The sequence below is a fragment of the Mycolicibacterium celeriflavum genome (assembly GCF_010731795.1).
Classification (GTDB): domain Bacteria; phylum Actinomycetota; class Actinomycetes; order Mycobacteriales; family Mycobacteriaceae; genus Mycobacterium; species Mycobacterium celeriflavum.
Genome location: NZ_AP022591.1, coordinates 509,320 through 525,284 on the forward strand (window position 1 = coordinate 509,320; position 15,965 = coordinate 525,284).

11 protein-coding genes and 5 pseudogenes are annotated in these 15,965 nt (G+C 62.4%); 8 read left to right on the forward strand and 8 right to left on the reverse strand.

All coding sequences use genetic code 11. The features are described 5' to 3' along the window. Positions 1-66: 66 nt before the first annotated feature. A complete protein-coding gene (locus tag G6N18_RS02260; protein WP_083000827.1) occupies positions 67-1,242 on the forward strand; it encodes a hypothetical protein in 1,176 nt (391 codons plus the stop codon). Positions 1,243-1,667: 425 nt separating this feature from the next. On the opposite strand, the gene G6N18_RS02265 is transcribed toward G6N18_RS02260, so the two are convergent. The 4 genes and pseudogenes from G6N18_RS02265 to G6N18_RS02280 all read right to left on the reverse strand — a co-directional run bounded on the left by G6N18_RS02265 (position 1,668) and on the right by G6N18_RS02280 (position 5,305). Next, positions 1,668-3,269, reverse strand: a complete 1,602-nt coding sequence (locus G6N18_RS02265; protein WP_083000672.1) for an integrase — start codon at positions 3,267-3,269, stop codon at positions 1,668-1,670. Positions 3,270-3,782: 513 nt separating this feature from the next. Further along, positions 3,783-4,217, reverse strand: a complete 435-nt coding sequence (locus tag G6N18_RS02270; protein ID WP_083000671.1) for a type II toxin-antitoxin system VapC family toxin — start codon at positions 4,215-4,217, stop codon at positions 3,783-3,785. A gap of 3 nt (positions 4,218-4,220) precedes the next feature. Then, positions 4,221-4,675, reverse strand: a pseudogene (locus G6N18_RS24470) (type II toxin-antitoxin system Phd/YefM family antitoxin). A 256-nt stretch (positions 4,676-4,931) separates the two neighbouring features. After that, positions 4,932-5,305: pseudogene (locus G6N18_RS02280) on the reverse strand (MmpS family transport accessory protein). A 178-nt stretch (positions 5,306-5,483) separates the two neighbouring features. Between G6N18_RS02280 and G6N18_RS02285 the strand changes: the two are divergent. Further along, positions 5,484-6,095 carry a TetR/AcrR family transcriptional regulator gene (locus G6N18_RS02285; RefSeq protein ID WP_083000668.1) on the forward strand — a complete coding sequence of 204 codons (612 nt, stop codon included), beginning with the start codon at positions 5,484-5,486 and terminating at the stop codon, positions 6,093-6,095. 329 nt (positions 6,096-6,424) lie between these two features. On the opposite strand, the pseudogene G6N18_RS24940 reads toward G6N18_RS02285, so the two are convergent. Beyond that, positions 6,425-6,602 (reverse strand): annotated as a pseudogene (locus G6N18_RS24940) (IS256 family transposase); the annotation flags it as partial. 148 nt (positions 6,603-6,750) lie between these two features. Continuing rightward, positions 6,751-7,699 (reverse strand): annotated as a pseudogene (locus G6N18_RS24945) (transposase); the annotation flags it as partial. A gap of 463 nt (positions 7,700-8,162) precedes the next feature. Between G6N18_RS24945 and G6N18_RS02305 the strand changes: the two are divergent. From G6N18_RS02305 to G6N18_RS02325, 5 genes are all read left to right on the forward strand, one after another. Then, on the forward strand, positions 8,163-8,756 hold the full coding sequence (locus G6N18_RS02305) for a TetR/AcrR family transcriptional regulator (protein ID WP_179962404.1): 594 nt from the start codon (positions 8,163-8,165) through the stop codon (positions 8,754-8,756). Between the two features lie 48 nt (positions 8,757-8,804). Continuing rightward, entirely contained in the window at positions 8,805-9,245 is a 441-nt protein-coding gene (locus G6N18_RS02310; RefSeq protein ID WP_083000660.1) for a PaaI family thioesterase, read from the forward strand. A 52-nt stretch (positions 9,246-9,297) separates the two neighbouring features. Then, positions 9,298-10,197 carry an alpha/beta fold hydrolase gene (locus G6N18_RS02315; RefSeq protein ID WP_083000659.1) on the forward strand — a complete coding sequence of 300 codons (900 nt, stop codon included), beginning with the start codon at positions 9,298-9,300 and terminating at the stop codon, positions 10,195-10,197. Positions 10,198-10,633: 436 nt separating this feature from the next. Beyond that, positions 10,634-11,059 (forward strand): MmpS family transport accessory protein, encoded by a 426-nt coding sequence (locus G6N18_RS02320; RefSeq protein WP_011893906.1) that lies wholly within the window; start codon positions 10,634-10,636, stop codon positions 11,057-11,059. Further along, positions 11,056-13,935: an MMPL/RND family transporter gene (locus G6N18_RS02325; protein ID WP_083000656.1), complete on the forward strand. Its 2,880-nt coding sequence runs from the start codon at positions 11,056-11,058 to the stop codon at positions 13,933-13,935. The genes G6N18_RS02320 and G6N18_RS02325 overlap by 4 nt, the downstream gene beginning before the upstream one ends. Before the next feature lie 97 nt (positions 13,936-14,032). Here G6N18_RS02325 and G6N18_RS02330 read toward each other — a convergent pair. Both G6N18_RS02330 and G6N18_RS02335 read right to left on the reverse strand, forming a co-directional pair. After that, a pseudogene (locus G6N18_RS02330) lies at positions 14,033-14,272 on the reverse strand (phage portal protein); the annotation flags it as partial. Beyond that, positions 14,269-15,738 carry a terminase large subunit domain-containing protein gene (locus G6N18_RS02335; protein WP_083000654.1) on the reverse strand — a complete coding sequence of 490 codons (1,470 nt, stop codon included), beginning with the start codon at positions 15,736-15,738 and terminating at the stop codon, positions 14,269-14,271. The gene G6N18_RS02335 and the pseudogene G6N18_RS02330, both read right to left, overlap by 4 nt. 14 nt (positions 15,739-15,752) lie before the next feature. On the opposite strand from G6N18_RS02335, the gene G6N18_RS02340 reads away from it, so the two are divergent. Then, positions 15,753-15,965: a hypothetical protein gene (locus G6N18_RS02340; protein ID WP_083000652.1), complete on the forward strand. Its 213-nt coding sequence runs from the start codon at positions 15,753-15,755 to the stop codon at positions 15,963-15,965.

Genomic DNA, 15,965 nt, shown 5'->3' on the forward strand with positions numbered 1-15,965 from the left:
GAGTGAAATGGACAATGGAAAATATGGGCGAGAGTTTGTCCGGGCGTGTGTCTACACTGACCCATGGTGACTGAGAACGTTTGTTCGAAGAAGAAGTGGGAGACTCCCGATGACCAGGGTCGTCTCCTCGATCCCCGTCAGTTCCCAGAGTTGAATGCGATGTTCTACAACGCTGACCCGTCTGAGTTCATCAAGATGCGCTTCAGGGTGCTGTCCCTCATGGCCGTGCCCGATCCTTTTCTAGCGCCGGCGTTCGCGGTCGATCGACAGATCGCTTCCGTCAGGTTCGGCGGAGGAGAAGTTCCACCGCCTGACGTGCGGATGAGATACCTGCGCACCGAAACTGTTGCAATCGTGCACCATGCGTCCGAAGCGTTGCTGCGTCTGTATTTCGCGCATCTCGACCACCCAGAATGTCCATGGTTGGGCATGTCGACGTCGACCGACTTCGCGAAGTTCAAGGAGCGGGTTGGCAATACATTGAAGGCAGGCTTCAACAGAGAAGACATTGCCCTGCTGTTCCTCGGCGGCTCAGACCCTGCCGGCGCCACTATAAATGTTTCCCAGGAGGAGTTCGACGGCACGATCGACGCGATGGAGTTCTTGTTGGAGGACTCGGCGGATCGATTCCTCAGCGACTCATTCCTCTATAACGCTGTAAAGCACGGGTTGACCGCCATTGATCTCGATGACGAGTCGGCACAGATGGTGTGGACGAGCCATGATGGCAAGAGCGTTCCGATGCACAAGGGTCCGGCGCACGTGTATCTCCATCAGAAGCTTCATCCGACCGCGAAGGTATCCGAGGGGCAATGGTTCGTCAGCATTGACAATCCCAATCCAGAACGAGACCTCACGGTCACATACTTGATCACGCAGGCCATCGATTCGCTCTGGGCGGTGGCGCGGCGTCGGTACCTCGGACAGCCTGGCGCTATTTGGTGCATCAAGATTGGTTCCGTAGAGATGGCTATCTATGGGCCGGTGGAGCGCGCAGGGAACCTGTTGCGGCGAATGTCGTCCGAGTTGATCAAGACCAAGCCCGATGGCGACGTTGATGGAACGAATCATCACATCGCTGTGCACAACATTCCAGAAGAATGGAACCCAGAGGACGAAGAGCATCAGCCTGGCATGCGTGAGGTTGAACTTCCTCTCCGGCCGCAGGACGTGCATACACCGTCGTCGAGCCAGCTGGCCTATCTGCCTTTCGTGCCCAAGGGATTCCAGCAGGGGCGATAGCGAATCCACTTGATGCAGGGCGGATTGGTCGTCGAATAGGCGCATCTATGTTCGGTGCCGCCCACGCCGACCAGATCAAGATGCCCATGCTGCCGCAGTGAACGAGCGCGAATTACGTTGTCAACAATTGCCTTTCGCGATTTCGGGCCGTGTGCGATCAGTGCTTGTTTTCTGGATCGGTTGTTAAGGGGGGCTAGTTTTGCGCACCAGCGGTCGGGGTTCGAAACCCTCCGTGCCCACAAGATTTGTGCAGTTCAATGCCGCTTTGTCTGCGTACTTGCGCGCGGTGCCGGTCGCCTGATTAGGGCCAATTTGCCACCAAGTTGACAACCGCTGGACGGTGGTTCGTGTCGGGTAGTGAGTCGCCTGAACCGGTGGCCTCGGCGATCAATGCCGTGGAGTCGCGGATTCGGGTGTTTTTGGGGCTAGTGCGCCGTATGTTCGAGAAGGTCGAGCAGGCCACCGTCGACGTCGGTGGTGGTGGGGCCGAGGTAGTCAACGCGGGCTTCTGCGATGGCTGAGAGTTGGATCGGTTGAACGCCGAAGTTCAGCTCCGCGTGGACAATTCGATCGATTCCCGCTCCGATCAGCGGTGTTATGGTCTCGGAAATAGAGTGCAGGTTTGCGCCGCGGATCTGTCCGCCGTGAACAATCATGTTGCGCTTCCGGTACAGACGTGTGAACTCTCGGGTGAGTATTTCGGTGATGTTGGTTATCTCCTGTCGAGGGTTGCGCAGAGCAGGTCTAACACGTTGTAGGGCAAGGTTGTCTGTCGCATTGCTTAGTGCGAGGTCGGGTCTGGTGCAAGCCAGCTTCTGAAAGTACTTGGCCCGCTCAAGGTTGGTTGGGCATTCGGCGATTGCTATGGCAGCGGCATCGTCGTTCTCTGCGCTGTATGTCTTTGCCAGCCCGGTGAATTCGGCTCTCATCAAGCTGGCGGCGATGATCAGCGAGAATCGTCGCGCGGCGACGATGTCATCGGCGTCAGCTGGCCCGACCAGTAATGATTCGACCGCTGACCATCCGCTCATCACTGCGATGTGGGGTGCCGCGGTCTGGAGGGGTTCAACCAGCGCGAGTGTATTCGCGAGGTAGTCTGCGGTTTCCAAGTCTTGCAGTCGGCCCAGACGTTCGAACGACGTGAGGTTGATCATTCGGTTGGTCGATAGGGTGGGGAACCCGCTGTGCTTCTCCATCGACCACATCGTGGAGCAGATGCCGACGGAATTGCGGCTGCCGAGCTGAAACTTTGTCCTGACGTGAGCAATGACATCGCGGGCGGCATCGGCGGCGGCATTCACGTCGTGGGCACTAGTGTGTACGAGGAAAGAACCTTGGTGCCGTACTGGTTTCGCGTCCGGCGCGTGGGCGCGCTTCCACGTCGCCGTCTCACTTGACGTCAACCATCCACGGGCAGTACTCGAGTTGATTTCGAACGGGGGATTCTTGTCCACGCGGACACAGAAGGTATAGGTCTTCTCAGGGGCCTTGAGTCGTCGATCTGCTTCCCTGAGCAGGTCGCCGGGAGTGACGATTTGGTCCTTGGACTGAACGTCGCGAAGCCAACTGTAGAGGCTGTTCTTGTGCATGCCTGCGCCAAGAATGTGGCCCGTAATACGTCGCGCCGCACCTTCGGTGTCGACGGGTCGATTGTGCGGCGGATTATCAAGCGCTTCAGCCCAGTTGGTGAGGTAGGCCCCATTCATCTCTTCAAGATGGTGGCGCAGCGCGATCCATGCGTGACTCGTCTCATCTGTATCCGGCTTGATCTCCTTCGCCACGGCTTCGATGCACTTCCCGAAGTCGGCGATCCCGTGATCAGTTCGGAGTGCACTCATCAAATGCTTGCGCCGCTCGGCGATGGCGAGTTCGCGCGCACCGGGGCGGGCGCCGTCCATGAGGAACTCCTGTGCTAATTCCATCGTCCCGCCACGCCACAATCGGCGATGCCACGGTGCTCGGGTCGATGCAATCTCCATCACGCGGTCGATGAAGCCGGCCAGCTTCGAGGTCTCGACGATAGGCACTCGTGGTACGCTACAGACGTAAATGGGCTTCATCGACGCGCGTGCGTGTCCATAAGCCCATTCTTCCTTCAAGGAAGCAGGCGCCCCGCTGACATGGCGGGGCGCCTCTTTTTTGTTTGTCGGCAAGCGGCGGTCTCCAACTTAACCACTTTGTTTCTAGCGCTGGTGCACTCGATCGACCAGCTCCCTGGCGGGGGTAGGAATTACGCCCGGCAGCGATCACCGCGACGAGCACATCGAGGAACAGCCAGCGGGCACGTCGGCGACGTCGGTGTTCACGACGGGATAGCCAAAATTCCGTGGTCATGTGTCGGTGAACGCCGAGCTCTCTCGGCGTCAGCGAATACGAAAATCCTCTCCGACACAGGTCGAGGCGGATTTTATATTCACATAGCTAACTCAAACGTGTCCGAGGGGGACTTGGCCATCTGCGACACGGGTTGAGACCTGGCGAATCGGTACCTGATCGTCGTCCGTGCCGGGGTTGACTCACTCTACTGTCGGGCGGTCGGGCTAGGGGTCGAGTTGGGCGGGGGCGACTCGGCACCCGGCGGCTTGGGCTCCGGTGTGCAGGCGTCGGTCCCAAACGCCGACGATCAGGCCGGGGTCGCCGACAGCCAACGCGCTGGCCAGATGGACAGCGTCGGCTCCGCGCAAGGCGTGGGTTCGGGCGAGGTGGCCGGCGTGCTGTTCAACCGTCGCGGTGAGTTCGACTGGGCGGGTGGCGGCCCAGAAGTCCTCCCAGTCACGCTCGACGTTGGCGAGCTCGGATTCGGTTAGGTCGTGATTGCGGGCCGCTGCAGCGAGTGCGGCACGGACTTCGGGGTAGGCCAGACGGCTGGCCAATGCGGCGTCGCAGCCGTCCCATAACGCGGCCGCGAGCGGACTCCCCGTCTCACTGGTGAGAAGTTTGACGAAGGCGCTGGCGTCGAAGTAGACGAGCGGCACCGGTCAGCGCCGCTGGTCGCTGACCCGGTCAGACACCGGCCGTCGCGGTCGGGGCCTCGGCCGACCCGCAGCGACGGGCCGCTGCGCGGTGGCCTTGCCGATCACGCCTTCGGCCGTGAGACGCTCCAAGGTGTCTGTGCTGTCCAGCGCGGTCAGTCGCGCGATCGGAATCCCACGGTCGGTGACGACGACCAAACCACCAGCCCGAGCTCGATCGAGCCAATCGCTGAGGTGCGCGCGCAACTCGCTCACGGATACATCCACACCCTGAACTGTACACTCATTGAACCGTGATTTGTACATGTCACTACTGAGTGCGGCAACCACGACCTGAGAGATTTACCTGCGCAAGCCGGAGGCGAGGTGGCAACGGGCCGCTACACGGATTCGTCCGCGGTGCTGGCGACGTCGGGACGGTCGATGTCATGGTGGCTGGTCGCCTTGCGTCCAAGCCGCATCCGAACGTGTTGCGGCGGAAGGTGTTTGCGCGTCCCCGATGGGACTTCGTCGCAGCTGGCGTTCGTGGTCAGCTGCATGGCGACGGCAGCGCCTCGGTGTCGGACGCCGGGTCTAGCTTGCAGCAACGAGCTTTTGAACTCTGCTTGAGATGCTGTGTGCGGTGACTGCTGGCGATCGCCTTCATTGGCGTCTGTCGCCAGCGACCCGATTCAACAACTCTTCCAGTAGTAACCAGTTGGCCAGCTCGACGCTCGCTCATGCGGTCTTGTCCTGACAGAAGATGTATCCGTTCACGTTGGTGGTGAACCTTTCGTCGGTGACTACACCGTTGACGGTGATGCGGCAACCGATGGTGGTTCCGTCGCCTTACGCGCGCAGGTCGGCGAAGAGCGTCGGGTCAGCGGTGGTCAAGGTGCGCGACCACGGCAGTGGCATATCGTCGACGCGCTAGGGTTGGGCGTCTTCGTCGAGGTAGTTGATGGTGGCCACGGAGGTCTCGACACGATGTTGTTGGACCCGAAGATGCCGTGCAGTCGGTAGGTGCTGAAGCCGACCACCGCGACGACGATCACGGTCACGATGGCCGTCCACCGTCGCCTTACTACATTGCCGACCGAAAAACCGCTCACCTGAAAGCCTTTCGATGTCCGGTGGACACGATCAGGTCCTGAGGCACGGATCGAGAGCAGCCGAGTGGCCCTTTGTGAAACGGTATGGTACCGTACTGCCCAGCGCAACCGCCGAAGCGGAGCCCCTGCGCGGAGTTCGCAGGCGGAAAGCGGCAATGAGAGATGACTTGAGGTGTGCGTGGTCTCCGATCCGAGGAGCGATCCGCCTAGTGCGCCGTTGAAGTCGAGGCGGGCTGCGCGAGAAGCTCAATTGTTGACGATCACGTTGCAGCAGTTGCAACAACACGGCTATGACCGGCTGACCGTGGAAGCCGTGGCCACACAAGCGAAGGCCAGCAAGGCAACGCTGTATCGGCGGTGGCCGTCGAAGTCGGATCTGGTGCTGGCGGCGTTCGTCGAAGGTACCCGGCTCGCCGCTGTGCCGCCGCGGACGGGCTCACTGCGGGACGACTTGTTGAGAGTAGGAGCTTCGGTGTGCCAGCAGGCGTGTGAGCACGCGAGCACCATGCGAGCCGTGCTGAACGAGATGTCGCACAACCCTGATCTCAGAAAGGCTATGCAGGACGAGTTCGTCCATCAGCACAAGCTGGTGATCGATGAGGTCCTAGCTGAGGCCGTGCAGCGCGGCGAGATCGACGCCACGGCGATCAGCGATGAGATCTACGATCTGCTACCGGGATACCTGGTCTTCCGGGCTCTCGTTTCGGCGCGCCCGCCGACCCTGAAGTCGGTTCGCACTCTGGTAGACAAGGTGCTGCTGCCCAGCCTCGGACACCGCGGCTTGTCGTAGCCCGATGGCCAATGAGCCTACTTGCACAACGTTTTCGATGACACAATGGGGTCACGCACCAGCCGAGTGTGGTTGCAGACCCGAATACCCGCGTGGAGATGCCGATCTCGACCGGAGCTGCATCCCCAAGCATAGCCATCCTTAAGGAAATAGGTTCGTCTTTGTCCAAGCCGGCTGGGCTCGTCGTGGGAAGGCGCAGATGACCCAGGGTAGAGCTGCCGGCATTGCAGATCCGTGTGCCGGCAGCCACCAAGACGGCGACGTCGAGCGGAATGTGGCGCTGGCTGCTTTGCACGTCGTCGACAGCCTGGTCCACCAGACCCGCGCCCGGCCCGGGTCGCCAGTCTCGTAGCCCAGGTGATGGGTCATCTCGGTCTGCAACGCCCGTTCCAGCACCGACTTGGTCGGCTCGTTGAGCAAACCATCCGCGCCGTCAATCGGAGTACCGGATTTCACCGCATCCTTGATCAACGAATCCAACGTCTCCGCCGAAAACGTCTCCGCCAAATGCCGAGCCGCCGACTTCTCCCCGCCCGCCGACCCTATGGCCTTGGTCACAAATCACTCCTTCTGTCCGCCCGAACGGCGGTCCGATGATGGACCACCCCGGACTTACACAGATGGAATGACACGCCCATCAGGTTGGCCAGGGTGCGATGCTGATGCAGCTGGTCTCACCGGGAAATCGGCCGATAACCTTTGCGCGGCGACGGGTTTCGCCGAAGGTGCGTTCGATGAAGTTCGAATGCCGGATGCGGTGATGATGCTCGGTCGGAAACCGCAGATAAGCGGTCAGGCCCTCGCGGTCGGTGCTCAGGATCTTCATCGCCGCCGGGTAGATGGCGACGTAACGGTCGGCGAACGCGATCAGGCGGGCAGCGGACACGTCAAGCCCCGGTCGCGCAGATCGGTCAGGAAATCAGCCCAGGCGTCGGTCGACTCCCCGGTGCCGGGGGCCAGGCCCACGAAGACGGGCTTGCCATCGGTGGTGATCCCCCAGGCGGCCAGAACCGGCTCGGCCGGCGAGCCCGGATGCATCCGGAAGAACGAGGCATCCAGGAACAGGTAGTCCAGCATGACATCATCGAGGCGTCGGGCCGCCCAGCTGTCGTATTCGGTCTTAATGGCTTGACATACTTGCGACACAGTCGATTTCGAGATCGCGGCCTGATCACCGAGTGCATCGGCCAGGGTTGCCTCGACGTCGCGTACCGACAGCCCACGCACGAATGAGGCGATCACCAGCGACTCCAACGCGTTGGTCTTGGTGACGTTCTTGCCGAACAGCCGCGAGGCGGACGCAGCGGTCGTGCCGCGCAGCTTGGGACGCTCCAAGGTGACCGGGCCGGCCATGGTCTTGGCCGTCACCGGCCGATAGCCGTTACGCGACCCAGACTGCGCATCCGGTGTCGCTGCGCTGCGCTGCGCTGGTAGCGGTCACGGCCGAGGAACTCGGTCACCTCGGCCTCCAACGCGGCCTGCATCAAAAACTGTGCCCCCAGGCGGGCCACCTCCTCCAGGATCTCGTGCTACTCACGTTCAGAGGCGAACAGCTCGTCGATCTTGGCGCGGACACGGTCGATCGGCAATACTCGTGCCGGCACGGGCGTAGGTCGTTTCTTCGATGACTTGGTAGGTCTCGAAGCAGAACCCACGCCCGGCCCCATTTACACCGGTTTCAGGACACGACCGGGGTACTTCAACTGAACCTGTCAGCGCCAACGAGGAGCGACTCACTCGGGCGGCATAAGCGGCCTGACGCCGTATCCATCGAACGGGTCGAGCCCACGGAAGGTCGAACTCCGTCGGGATCGACGGTGCCTTCGCCGCGGTGTGTGAGCTCACCGACGCCGACGACAACCGGAGTACGTGCTGGGATGGCCAATAGTCAGGTCACGCTCATCGTCGACGCCTGCTATGCGACATGACTGCGATATTGTCACATCTGGCTTCCATGGGACAACCGCCGGTATTCGACAGAGCGAGTCGGTTTGGCACGGCATACTTGCACCCGTGACGAAAAAATCGTTGCGATGGGGCGACGCGACTTCTGCACCAAGCCGCGATATGGCCCGCGACCGCCTACTCGATGCCGCCGAAACGTGCCTGCAGAGCAGGGGGCTGTCAGGTACCACGATGGAGGACATCGCCAGACAGGCGGGCGTATCGCGCGCCACGGTCTATCGCTACTTCCCGAGTCGGGAATCCGTCGTATCCGGTGTCATCGTGCGCGCAGCGGAACGCTACCTGCACCGCATCAGCGGGCGGATCTCGGCGCACACCGACTTGGGCTCTGCGATATTGGACTTCGTCGCAGCCACGGTGCGCGCGGCCCGCCGCGAACCGATAATCGGAATACTGTTCGGCAGCGACGATGAACTGGCCGGCGTAGGGCTGGCCAAGGGAACATCGGTGGCGCTGTTCGAACTCGTCGCCGAGTTCCTGCGACCCGTGTTCGCCGCCCACTGGGACCAACTCGAAGCCGGCATGTCGGTCGATGACGCCGCCGAATGGATCCTGCGCACGATTCTGAGCTTGCTGTCGGTTCGCGGCCCCCGGCACCGCAGCCCCGAAGGCCTCGACGCGTTTTTGCGCCGATTCCTGCTTCCCGCTCTACTGGCCGACACCCAGCGTTGCGTCACTGCGACAATTGCGGAGTAGTGTCTCAACCATGGCATCGGTACCGGTGAGCGAAACGAGGCGCTGACCATGGACTTCCCGCACTTCAACCAGGACATTGCCGAGGAGCTCCAACACGCGGCGGGAACCTCGGGAGGGCTGTCCAAGTACCTGGATTTCCGCCACACCGAGTTCTCCGCCGGGCGGCTGGTGGTGGAAATGGATGCCCGGGCCGATTTGTTGACTCCCTTCGGCACCCTGCATGGCGGATGCCTGTCAGCGATGGTCGACCACTGCTTGGGCGTGGTGTTCTATCCGGTGATTCCTCCTGGATCATGGGTCGCCACAACCGAATTCAAACTGAACCTGCTGCAGCCCGTGTCCAGCGGAGTATGCGTTGCCGTCACCGAGATCATCGCGCTGGGTAAGCGCAGCGGCGTCGCCAGGATCGACATCACCAACGCCGGGCGCGCGGTGTGCGCCGCGCAGGGAACAGTGACCGTCGTCGGCCAGAGGGCAGGCACCTCGTGATCAGCGCGCGAAACGAGAGTGCCGTCCGACGTGACCGTCGAGGCCACACCAAATGACCTCTACCTTCGAGCGCGTCCGCACCGAAGACGGAACCGCCCTTGCAGCCGATATCTACCGACACAAAACCGCCCGTGCAGTTGTCATACTGCTGCACGGTGGTGGGCAAAACCGCCACGCCTGGGCGACCACGGCGCGCCGCTTACACGCGCGCGGGTATACCGTCGTCGCCTATGACGCGCGCGGTCACGGCGACAGCGAGTGGGACCCTGATGGTCGATACGATCTCGACCGACTCGCATCCGACCTGCTAGCCGTTCGCAGACATGTCAGCGATGGCCGCCCGCCGGCTGTCGTTGGCGCATCCTTGGGCGGCATGACCGTGTTGGGAACGCATTTGGTGGCGCCCGCCGATCTGTGGGGCGCCGTCGTCCTGGTCGACATCACTCCGCGAATGGAGTTTCACGGAGCACGCCGCGTCGTGTCTTTCATGGCCGCCCATCCCGACGGATTCAAAACGCTCGACGCCGCCGCGGACGTCATCGCCGAGTACAACCGCCATCGCGCCCGTCCCAAAAACCTGGACGGGCTTCGCAAAGTCTTGCGTCAGCGCGATGACGGTCGGTGGATCTGGCGATGGGATCCGGCCTTCATAACCTCCAACTTGGAGTTCCTGCGGGGTGACCGCGCGGTCGGCGCCGAACAGTTCGGCGCCATCAGCGAACTGCTCATCGAAGGGGCCCGCCGCGTGCAAGCGCCAACGCTTGTGGTCCGCGGCGTCCACTCGGATGTGACATCGCAGCAGTCGGTCGAGGAGTTCCTCGAAGTCGTACCGCACGCCCAGGCGGCGGACGTTTCCGGCGCGGGCCACATGGTTGCGGGCGATGACAACGACGCCTTCACCGCGGCGGTCGCCGAATTTCTCGACCGCACGATAAGCAATTCGGCGGATTGACCTGAACGTAGATGATGGAGGCCGGTCACATGAGGGTGTTCCGCAAGCGAGCGCTGGACGGCGGGGGCCGCTTGCTGCACGAATCGCCGAGCCACCCCAACGGCACACTTCTGCTCAATGTCTGGGCTGAAGTGCTGGTTCTTACAATTTGTGCGGCCGGCGACTTCCTGCACAGAGCGACGAAATCCTCGGATCCGAGAGGGCAATCATTTGACCTGACCGTGAGCAAACTCGCGGGGCATCGGGAACGCCTCCGTGCTGCGCGCCGCGTCCTGTGCACCGTCGGACGTGGTTCGTTGTCGGACTGGAACGGGTTGCGGTGAGTGTTTGTCATAGCGGATTGACCCCATCCACTTCACCCGTTTAGGTTGGCTATCTAAATGTAAATGGTTCAGTGCTCCCTTCACTTCCGGCCCGCAAGAAAGCAGGTGTTGGCGTGATCACCGTGGTTAAGCGCGTGTGGCTACCCGTGCTGATCGTGGTGGCGTTGGCGATCGGCTTCGTCAGTATTTCCTACTTGCGGTCGGTCTTCGGATCGAATGGGGCCGTGGTCACGCCGGTGGGCTCGGACACCGCGGAGGATTTCAACCCCACGGTCGTCACCTACGAGGTGTTCGGCACCGGCAGCTTCGCAGTTATCAACTACACGGACCTGGACGGGTTGCCGCAACGCACGGGGCAGGTCAGTTTGCCCTGGACACTGACCCTCGAGACCACCATCCCTTCGGTCAGGCCGGATCTCCTTGCACAGGGCAACGGCCAGTTCATCGGTTGCCGGGTCACCGTCGACGGCGAAGTGGAGGACGAAAGGACCGCTGAGGGCGTGAACGCGGCTACTTACTGCTTGGTGAAGGCGGCATGACGACTCACATCGACGACACGTTAACCGACGACCTTCCTCCTGCGCATAAACTGCATCGGTCGCGGCTGGCACGGTTTATCCGGACCTTCGCCATTCCCATCGTCCTGGCGTGGATTGCGATCGTCGCCATCCTGAACGTCTCCGTGCCGCAGCTCGAAGACGTCGGCGAGATGCGCGCGGTCTCGATGAGCCCCGATGACGCGCCCGCCCTCATCGCCACCAAGCGTGTCGGCGCCGTCTTTGAGGAGTACACCACCAGCAGCTCGGTGATGATCGTGCTCGAGGGTGACGAACCCCTGGGCGCCGACGCGCACACGTTCTACGACGAAATTGTGCGCCAGTTACGCGCCGACGCCGCCCACGTTCAGCACGTCCAGGACTTCTGGGGCGATCCTTTGACCTCGTCAGGCGCCCAGAGCATGGATGGCAAGGCTGCCTACGTGCAGGTCTACATTGCCGGTGACCAAGGCGAGTCACTGGCCAACGAGTCGGTCCAGGCGGTGCGCGACATCATCGCCGGAATCGAGCCGCCCGCCGGTGTGCAGGCCTACGTGACCGGGCCTGCGGCGTCGACGGCGGATCAGCGCGCCGTCGGCGACGCCAGCATGCGGACGATCGAGGCTCTGACGTTCGCCGTCATCATCACCATGTTGCTGCTGGTCTATCGCTCGATCGTCACGATGGTGATCACGATAGGGATGGTGGTCATCGGACTGCTCTCCGCGCGGGGGAGCGTCGCGTTCCTCGGCTATCACGAGGTCTTCGGGCTCACGACGTTCGCCACCAACTTGCTGGTGACGCTGTCAATCGCCGCCGCCACCGACTACGCCATCTTCCTCATTGGGCGATATCAGGAGGCGAGAAGGGCAGGTGAGGATCGAGAGTCGGCCTACTACACCATGTTTCACGGCACCGCGCACGTGGTGCTGGCATCGGGCTTGACGATAGCGGGCGCGGCGGCGTGCCTGCACTTCACCCGCCTGCCGTACTTCAACACCATGGGCTTCCCGTTGTCCATCGGCATGGTGGTCGTGGTGGCCGCTGCGCTGACGCTGGGTCCAGCGGTGATCTCGATCCTGACGCGTTTCGGGCGAGTCCTGGAGCCCAAGGGCATGAAGCGGGCCCGTGGGTGGCGGCGCATCGGAGCGGCCACGGTGCGTTGGCCTGGCGCGGTGCTCGTCATGGCGGTGGTTTTGGCTTTGGTGGGCCTTTTGACGCTGCCCGGCTACCACACCACGTATAACGACCGCATCTTCCAGCCCCCCGACGTGCCGGCCAACGTCGGCTACGCGGCCGCCAATCGGCATTTCTCAGAGGCCAAGATGAATCCCGAACTGGTCATGGTGGAGGCCGATCACGACCTACGCAACCCCGCCGACTTCCTGGTGATCGACAAGATCGCCAAGGCGATGGCCCGTGTGCACGGGATCGCCCAGGTGCAGGCGATCACGCGGCCCGACGGCAAGCCGATCGAGCACGCGTCGCTCCCCTACGTCGTCAGCCAGAGCGGCACGGGCCAGATCATGAGCAACGATTACCAGCAGAAGGTGCTCGAGAACACGCTCAAGCAGGCCGACGACCTGCAGGTCAGCATCGATGCGATGAAGCGGATGCACAGTCTCACTTTGCAGATGGCCGACGTTTCGCGGCGAATGGCCGACAAGATGAGGACGACCTCCGAGCACACCAGCGACGTTCGCGACCATCTGGCCGATTTCGACGACTTCTTCCGGCCGATCCGCAACTACTTCTACTGGGAGCCGCACTGCTACGACATCCCGGTCTGCTGGGCGTTGCGGTCGATCTTCGACAGCCTCGACGGCATCAACACGTTGTCCGACGACTTCCAGGACCTGGTGCCCGACGTCGAAGAGTTGGCGACTTTGACGCCACAGCTGGCCGCCTTGTTGCCTGCGCAGATCCAGACGCTGCAGAACCAGAAGCAGCTGCTGCTCAACCAGTACCAGGCGCAGAAAGCGCAGCAGGATCACACCATGGCGGCGCAGGAGAACGCCACCGCGATGGGCGAGGCGTTCGACGTCGCCATGATCGACGACACCTTCTACCTGCCGCCCGAGGCATTCGAGACGGCGGACTTCCAGCGCGGCATCAAACTGTTCCTCTCGCCAGACGGTCACGCCGTCCGGTTCACGGTGTTCCACCAGGGCGACCCATTGAGCGAGGAGGGCACCTCGCACATTGAACCGTTGCGGGTCGCCGCCGTCGATGCCATCAAGGGCACGCCGTTGGAAGGTTCGACGGTCTACGTCGGTGGCAGCGCCGCCACCTATAAGGACATGCAACAGGGCGCGGACTACGATCTGCTCATCGCGGCGGTCGCCTCGCTGATCCTCATCTTCCTCATCATGGTCGTGCTCACCCGGGCAATCGTCGCCGCAGCAGTCATCGTCGGCACCGTGGTGCTGAGTCTTGGTGCGTCGTTCGGCCTTTCGGTTCTGCTCTGGCAGCACCTCATCGGGATTCCGCTGCACTGGATGGTGCTGCCGATGGCGGTCATCGTCCTGCTCGCCGTCGGCGCGGACTACAACCTGCTTTTGGTCTCGCGGATGAAGGAGGAGATCTACGCCGGCCTGAACACCGGCATCATCCGGTCGATGGCGGGCAGCGGATCGGTGGTCACTGCGGCCGGCATGGTGTTCGCATTCACGATGATCTCCATGGCGGTCAGCAATCTGACCGTCATCGGACAGGTCGGTACCACCATCGGTCTGGGCCTCCTGTTCGACACGTTCGTGGTGCGCTCACTCATGACGCCATCGCTGGCGGCCCTGTTCGGAAAGTGGTTCTGGTGGCCCATGCACGTTCGCCAGCGTCCTCGGGCGCGGCCGTGGCCTACACTTCGATCCCCCCAATAGACATGGGGCCGGTCGGGCATCCAGGCAGTTGACCTCGATACCAGTAAAGAAAGTTCTCACATCGCAGGTCAGCGGTCAGGCGGGCGTTGGTCGCGCCGTAATCCGGCCACACATCGACGCCGGTGAATCCGGTCACCCGTAGCCGTTCGGTGAGGCTGGTCACCGCCACCCTGGGGATGTTGGTGGCCATGCGGCCGAACCTTGTGCCCAGCGCGGCCTTGGACTCCGGCGACAGGAACGCCAAGGCTTGCATTCCGGCGTAATACTGTTCGAGTTCACCGTATTTCGCGGTCGGCTCGTCGAGTTTTTGCAGCAGCAGTGTGAGTGTGTCGGTCATTTGAATCCTCGCGCTTTCTTTCGTGTTTTGTGGGTTGCGCGCCAGGTGGCGCGACTGTGTGCCATGACGAGGCAGGCGGCCAGGTCGATCTTTCGAGCAGCCCGGGAGCGGGATGCTTTCGACAACCGCATACCGCGCGCGTCGTCGATAATCAGCGCAGCCGCAACATGTTCGGCGAGCTGCCTATCTCCGCTGTGGGACATGTGGCCGTTCACCGCAGCGGAATACAGGTCGGTGGTCGCCGCGGTCAACCGGGACGGGCTGTGCGGGAACTCCACGATGGGCAGCCTCTCGGCTTCCAGCGCTTGCAGCGTGCGAGTCCACCGGAACGGGTCGGCGATAATCTCCAGCACCCGCCACCGCTTGCAGCAGGCCCGTATCTCGTCTTCCACCTCGGCGATGGGCACCCGGTAGTTCTCGTCGCCCGGTGGGCGTTGCCACACCCGCACCTTGTCGAAATGCGGCTCCGGCGAGACTGCCCCAACGAGCAGCGCGGTCGTGTCATCGGAAAATGAACCGTCCAGCGCAACCACGACTTCGGCGCCATCAGGCACCGGATGACCGGTCGACAAGCCTTCCCACACACCGGGCGGCAGAAATGCGCCATCGGTGTCCACCGGAAGCTGACACAACCGGGCACGGCGAAACGTCGCCTCACGAGTTTTCGGCGGCAACAGAGCGTGCAGAGCGTCACGGTGCAGAAAGTCGTCCAGCGCAGGATTGCTCAGCTCCCAGCAATGCGGGCAATCAACGTCGTGGTCCTCGAACCCGGCCGCGGAGAACTCACGCCACACCAAACTCTTGTCCTCGGGATGCTCAGCCGCATAGGCGCGTAGGTCCAGCAGCACCTGGTCCTCGAGGTTCGGCCCCGGCGTACCGATACACACCAGCGTCGAGGTCTCCCGCTTGCCCTGCGCCAGCGTCAGCACCTCGTAGCTGTCGCGGTTCGCCACCCCGGCCTCATCGAGGATGGCCAGCGTGTAGTCCAAACCCTCCAGACGCTTCGGCTCAGCCGGTAGGCAATGAAACGAGCTGTCGGTATGCGGGATATACAACCGTTCCTTGAACACCTGACACCGCGAAGCAAGGTCGTCGTCGAGCTCCACCATGCGCCGCGCGATGTTGTACACGACGCCGGCCTGCCGCTCGTCGACCGCCACGACGCACACCACCGAACCCTCACCGCCAGTGAACAGCTCGTAGACACCCCACGCGGCCATCAGCGACGACTTACCGTTACCGCGTCCCAACATCCAGCCCGCGGTACGCGGACGCGGCTGCGAATCGAGCACCGACCCCACCAGCTCGCGCTGCCAATCCCGCAGCCGCAACGGCGTCTTCGCCCCGGTGCCCTTCGGCACCTTCACGAACTTCTGACAGAAGCTGGCGAACCGAGCAGAACCCGACGACCGAGGACGCCACGGCAACGCAGAATCGTCGACAGCACCCTTCGGACCGGCCTTCATGGCAAACTCCCGATATGGCGTTCACAATCCACTACATGCGGGCCGACCGCGTCAGCAGCGACCGCTATGACGATTCGCACTCCCTCGTCGTCAAAGACTGGGGCCTCATCGAGGTCACCAAGGACGGCGAACAAGTCAAGCTCTACAGCCCCAACTACTGGTCCTACGTCACGCCAGGAGAGCCGCCTAAGACGGCTTCTCCGCGCACCGGAGGCACCATCTACTGA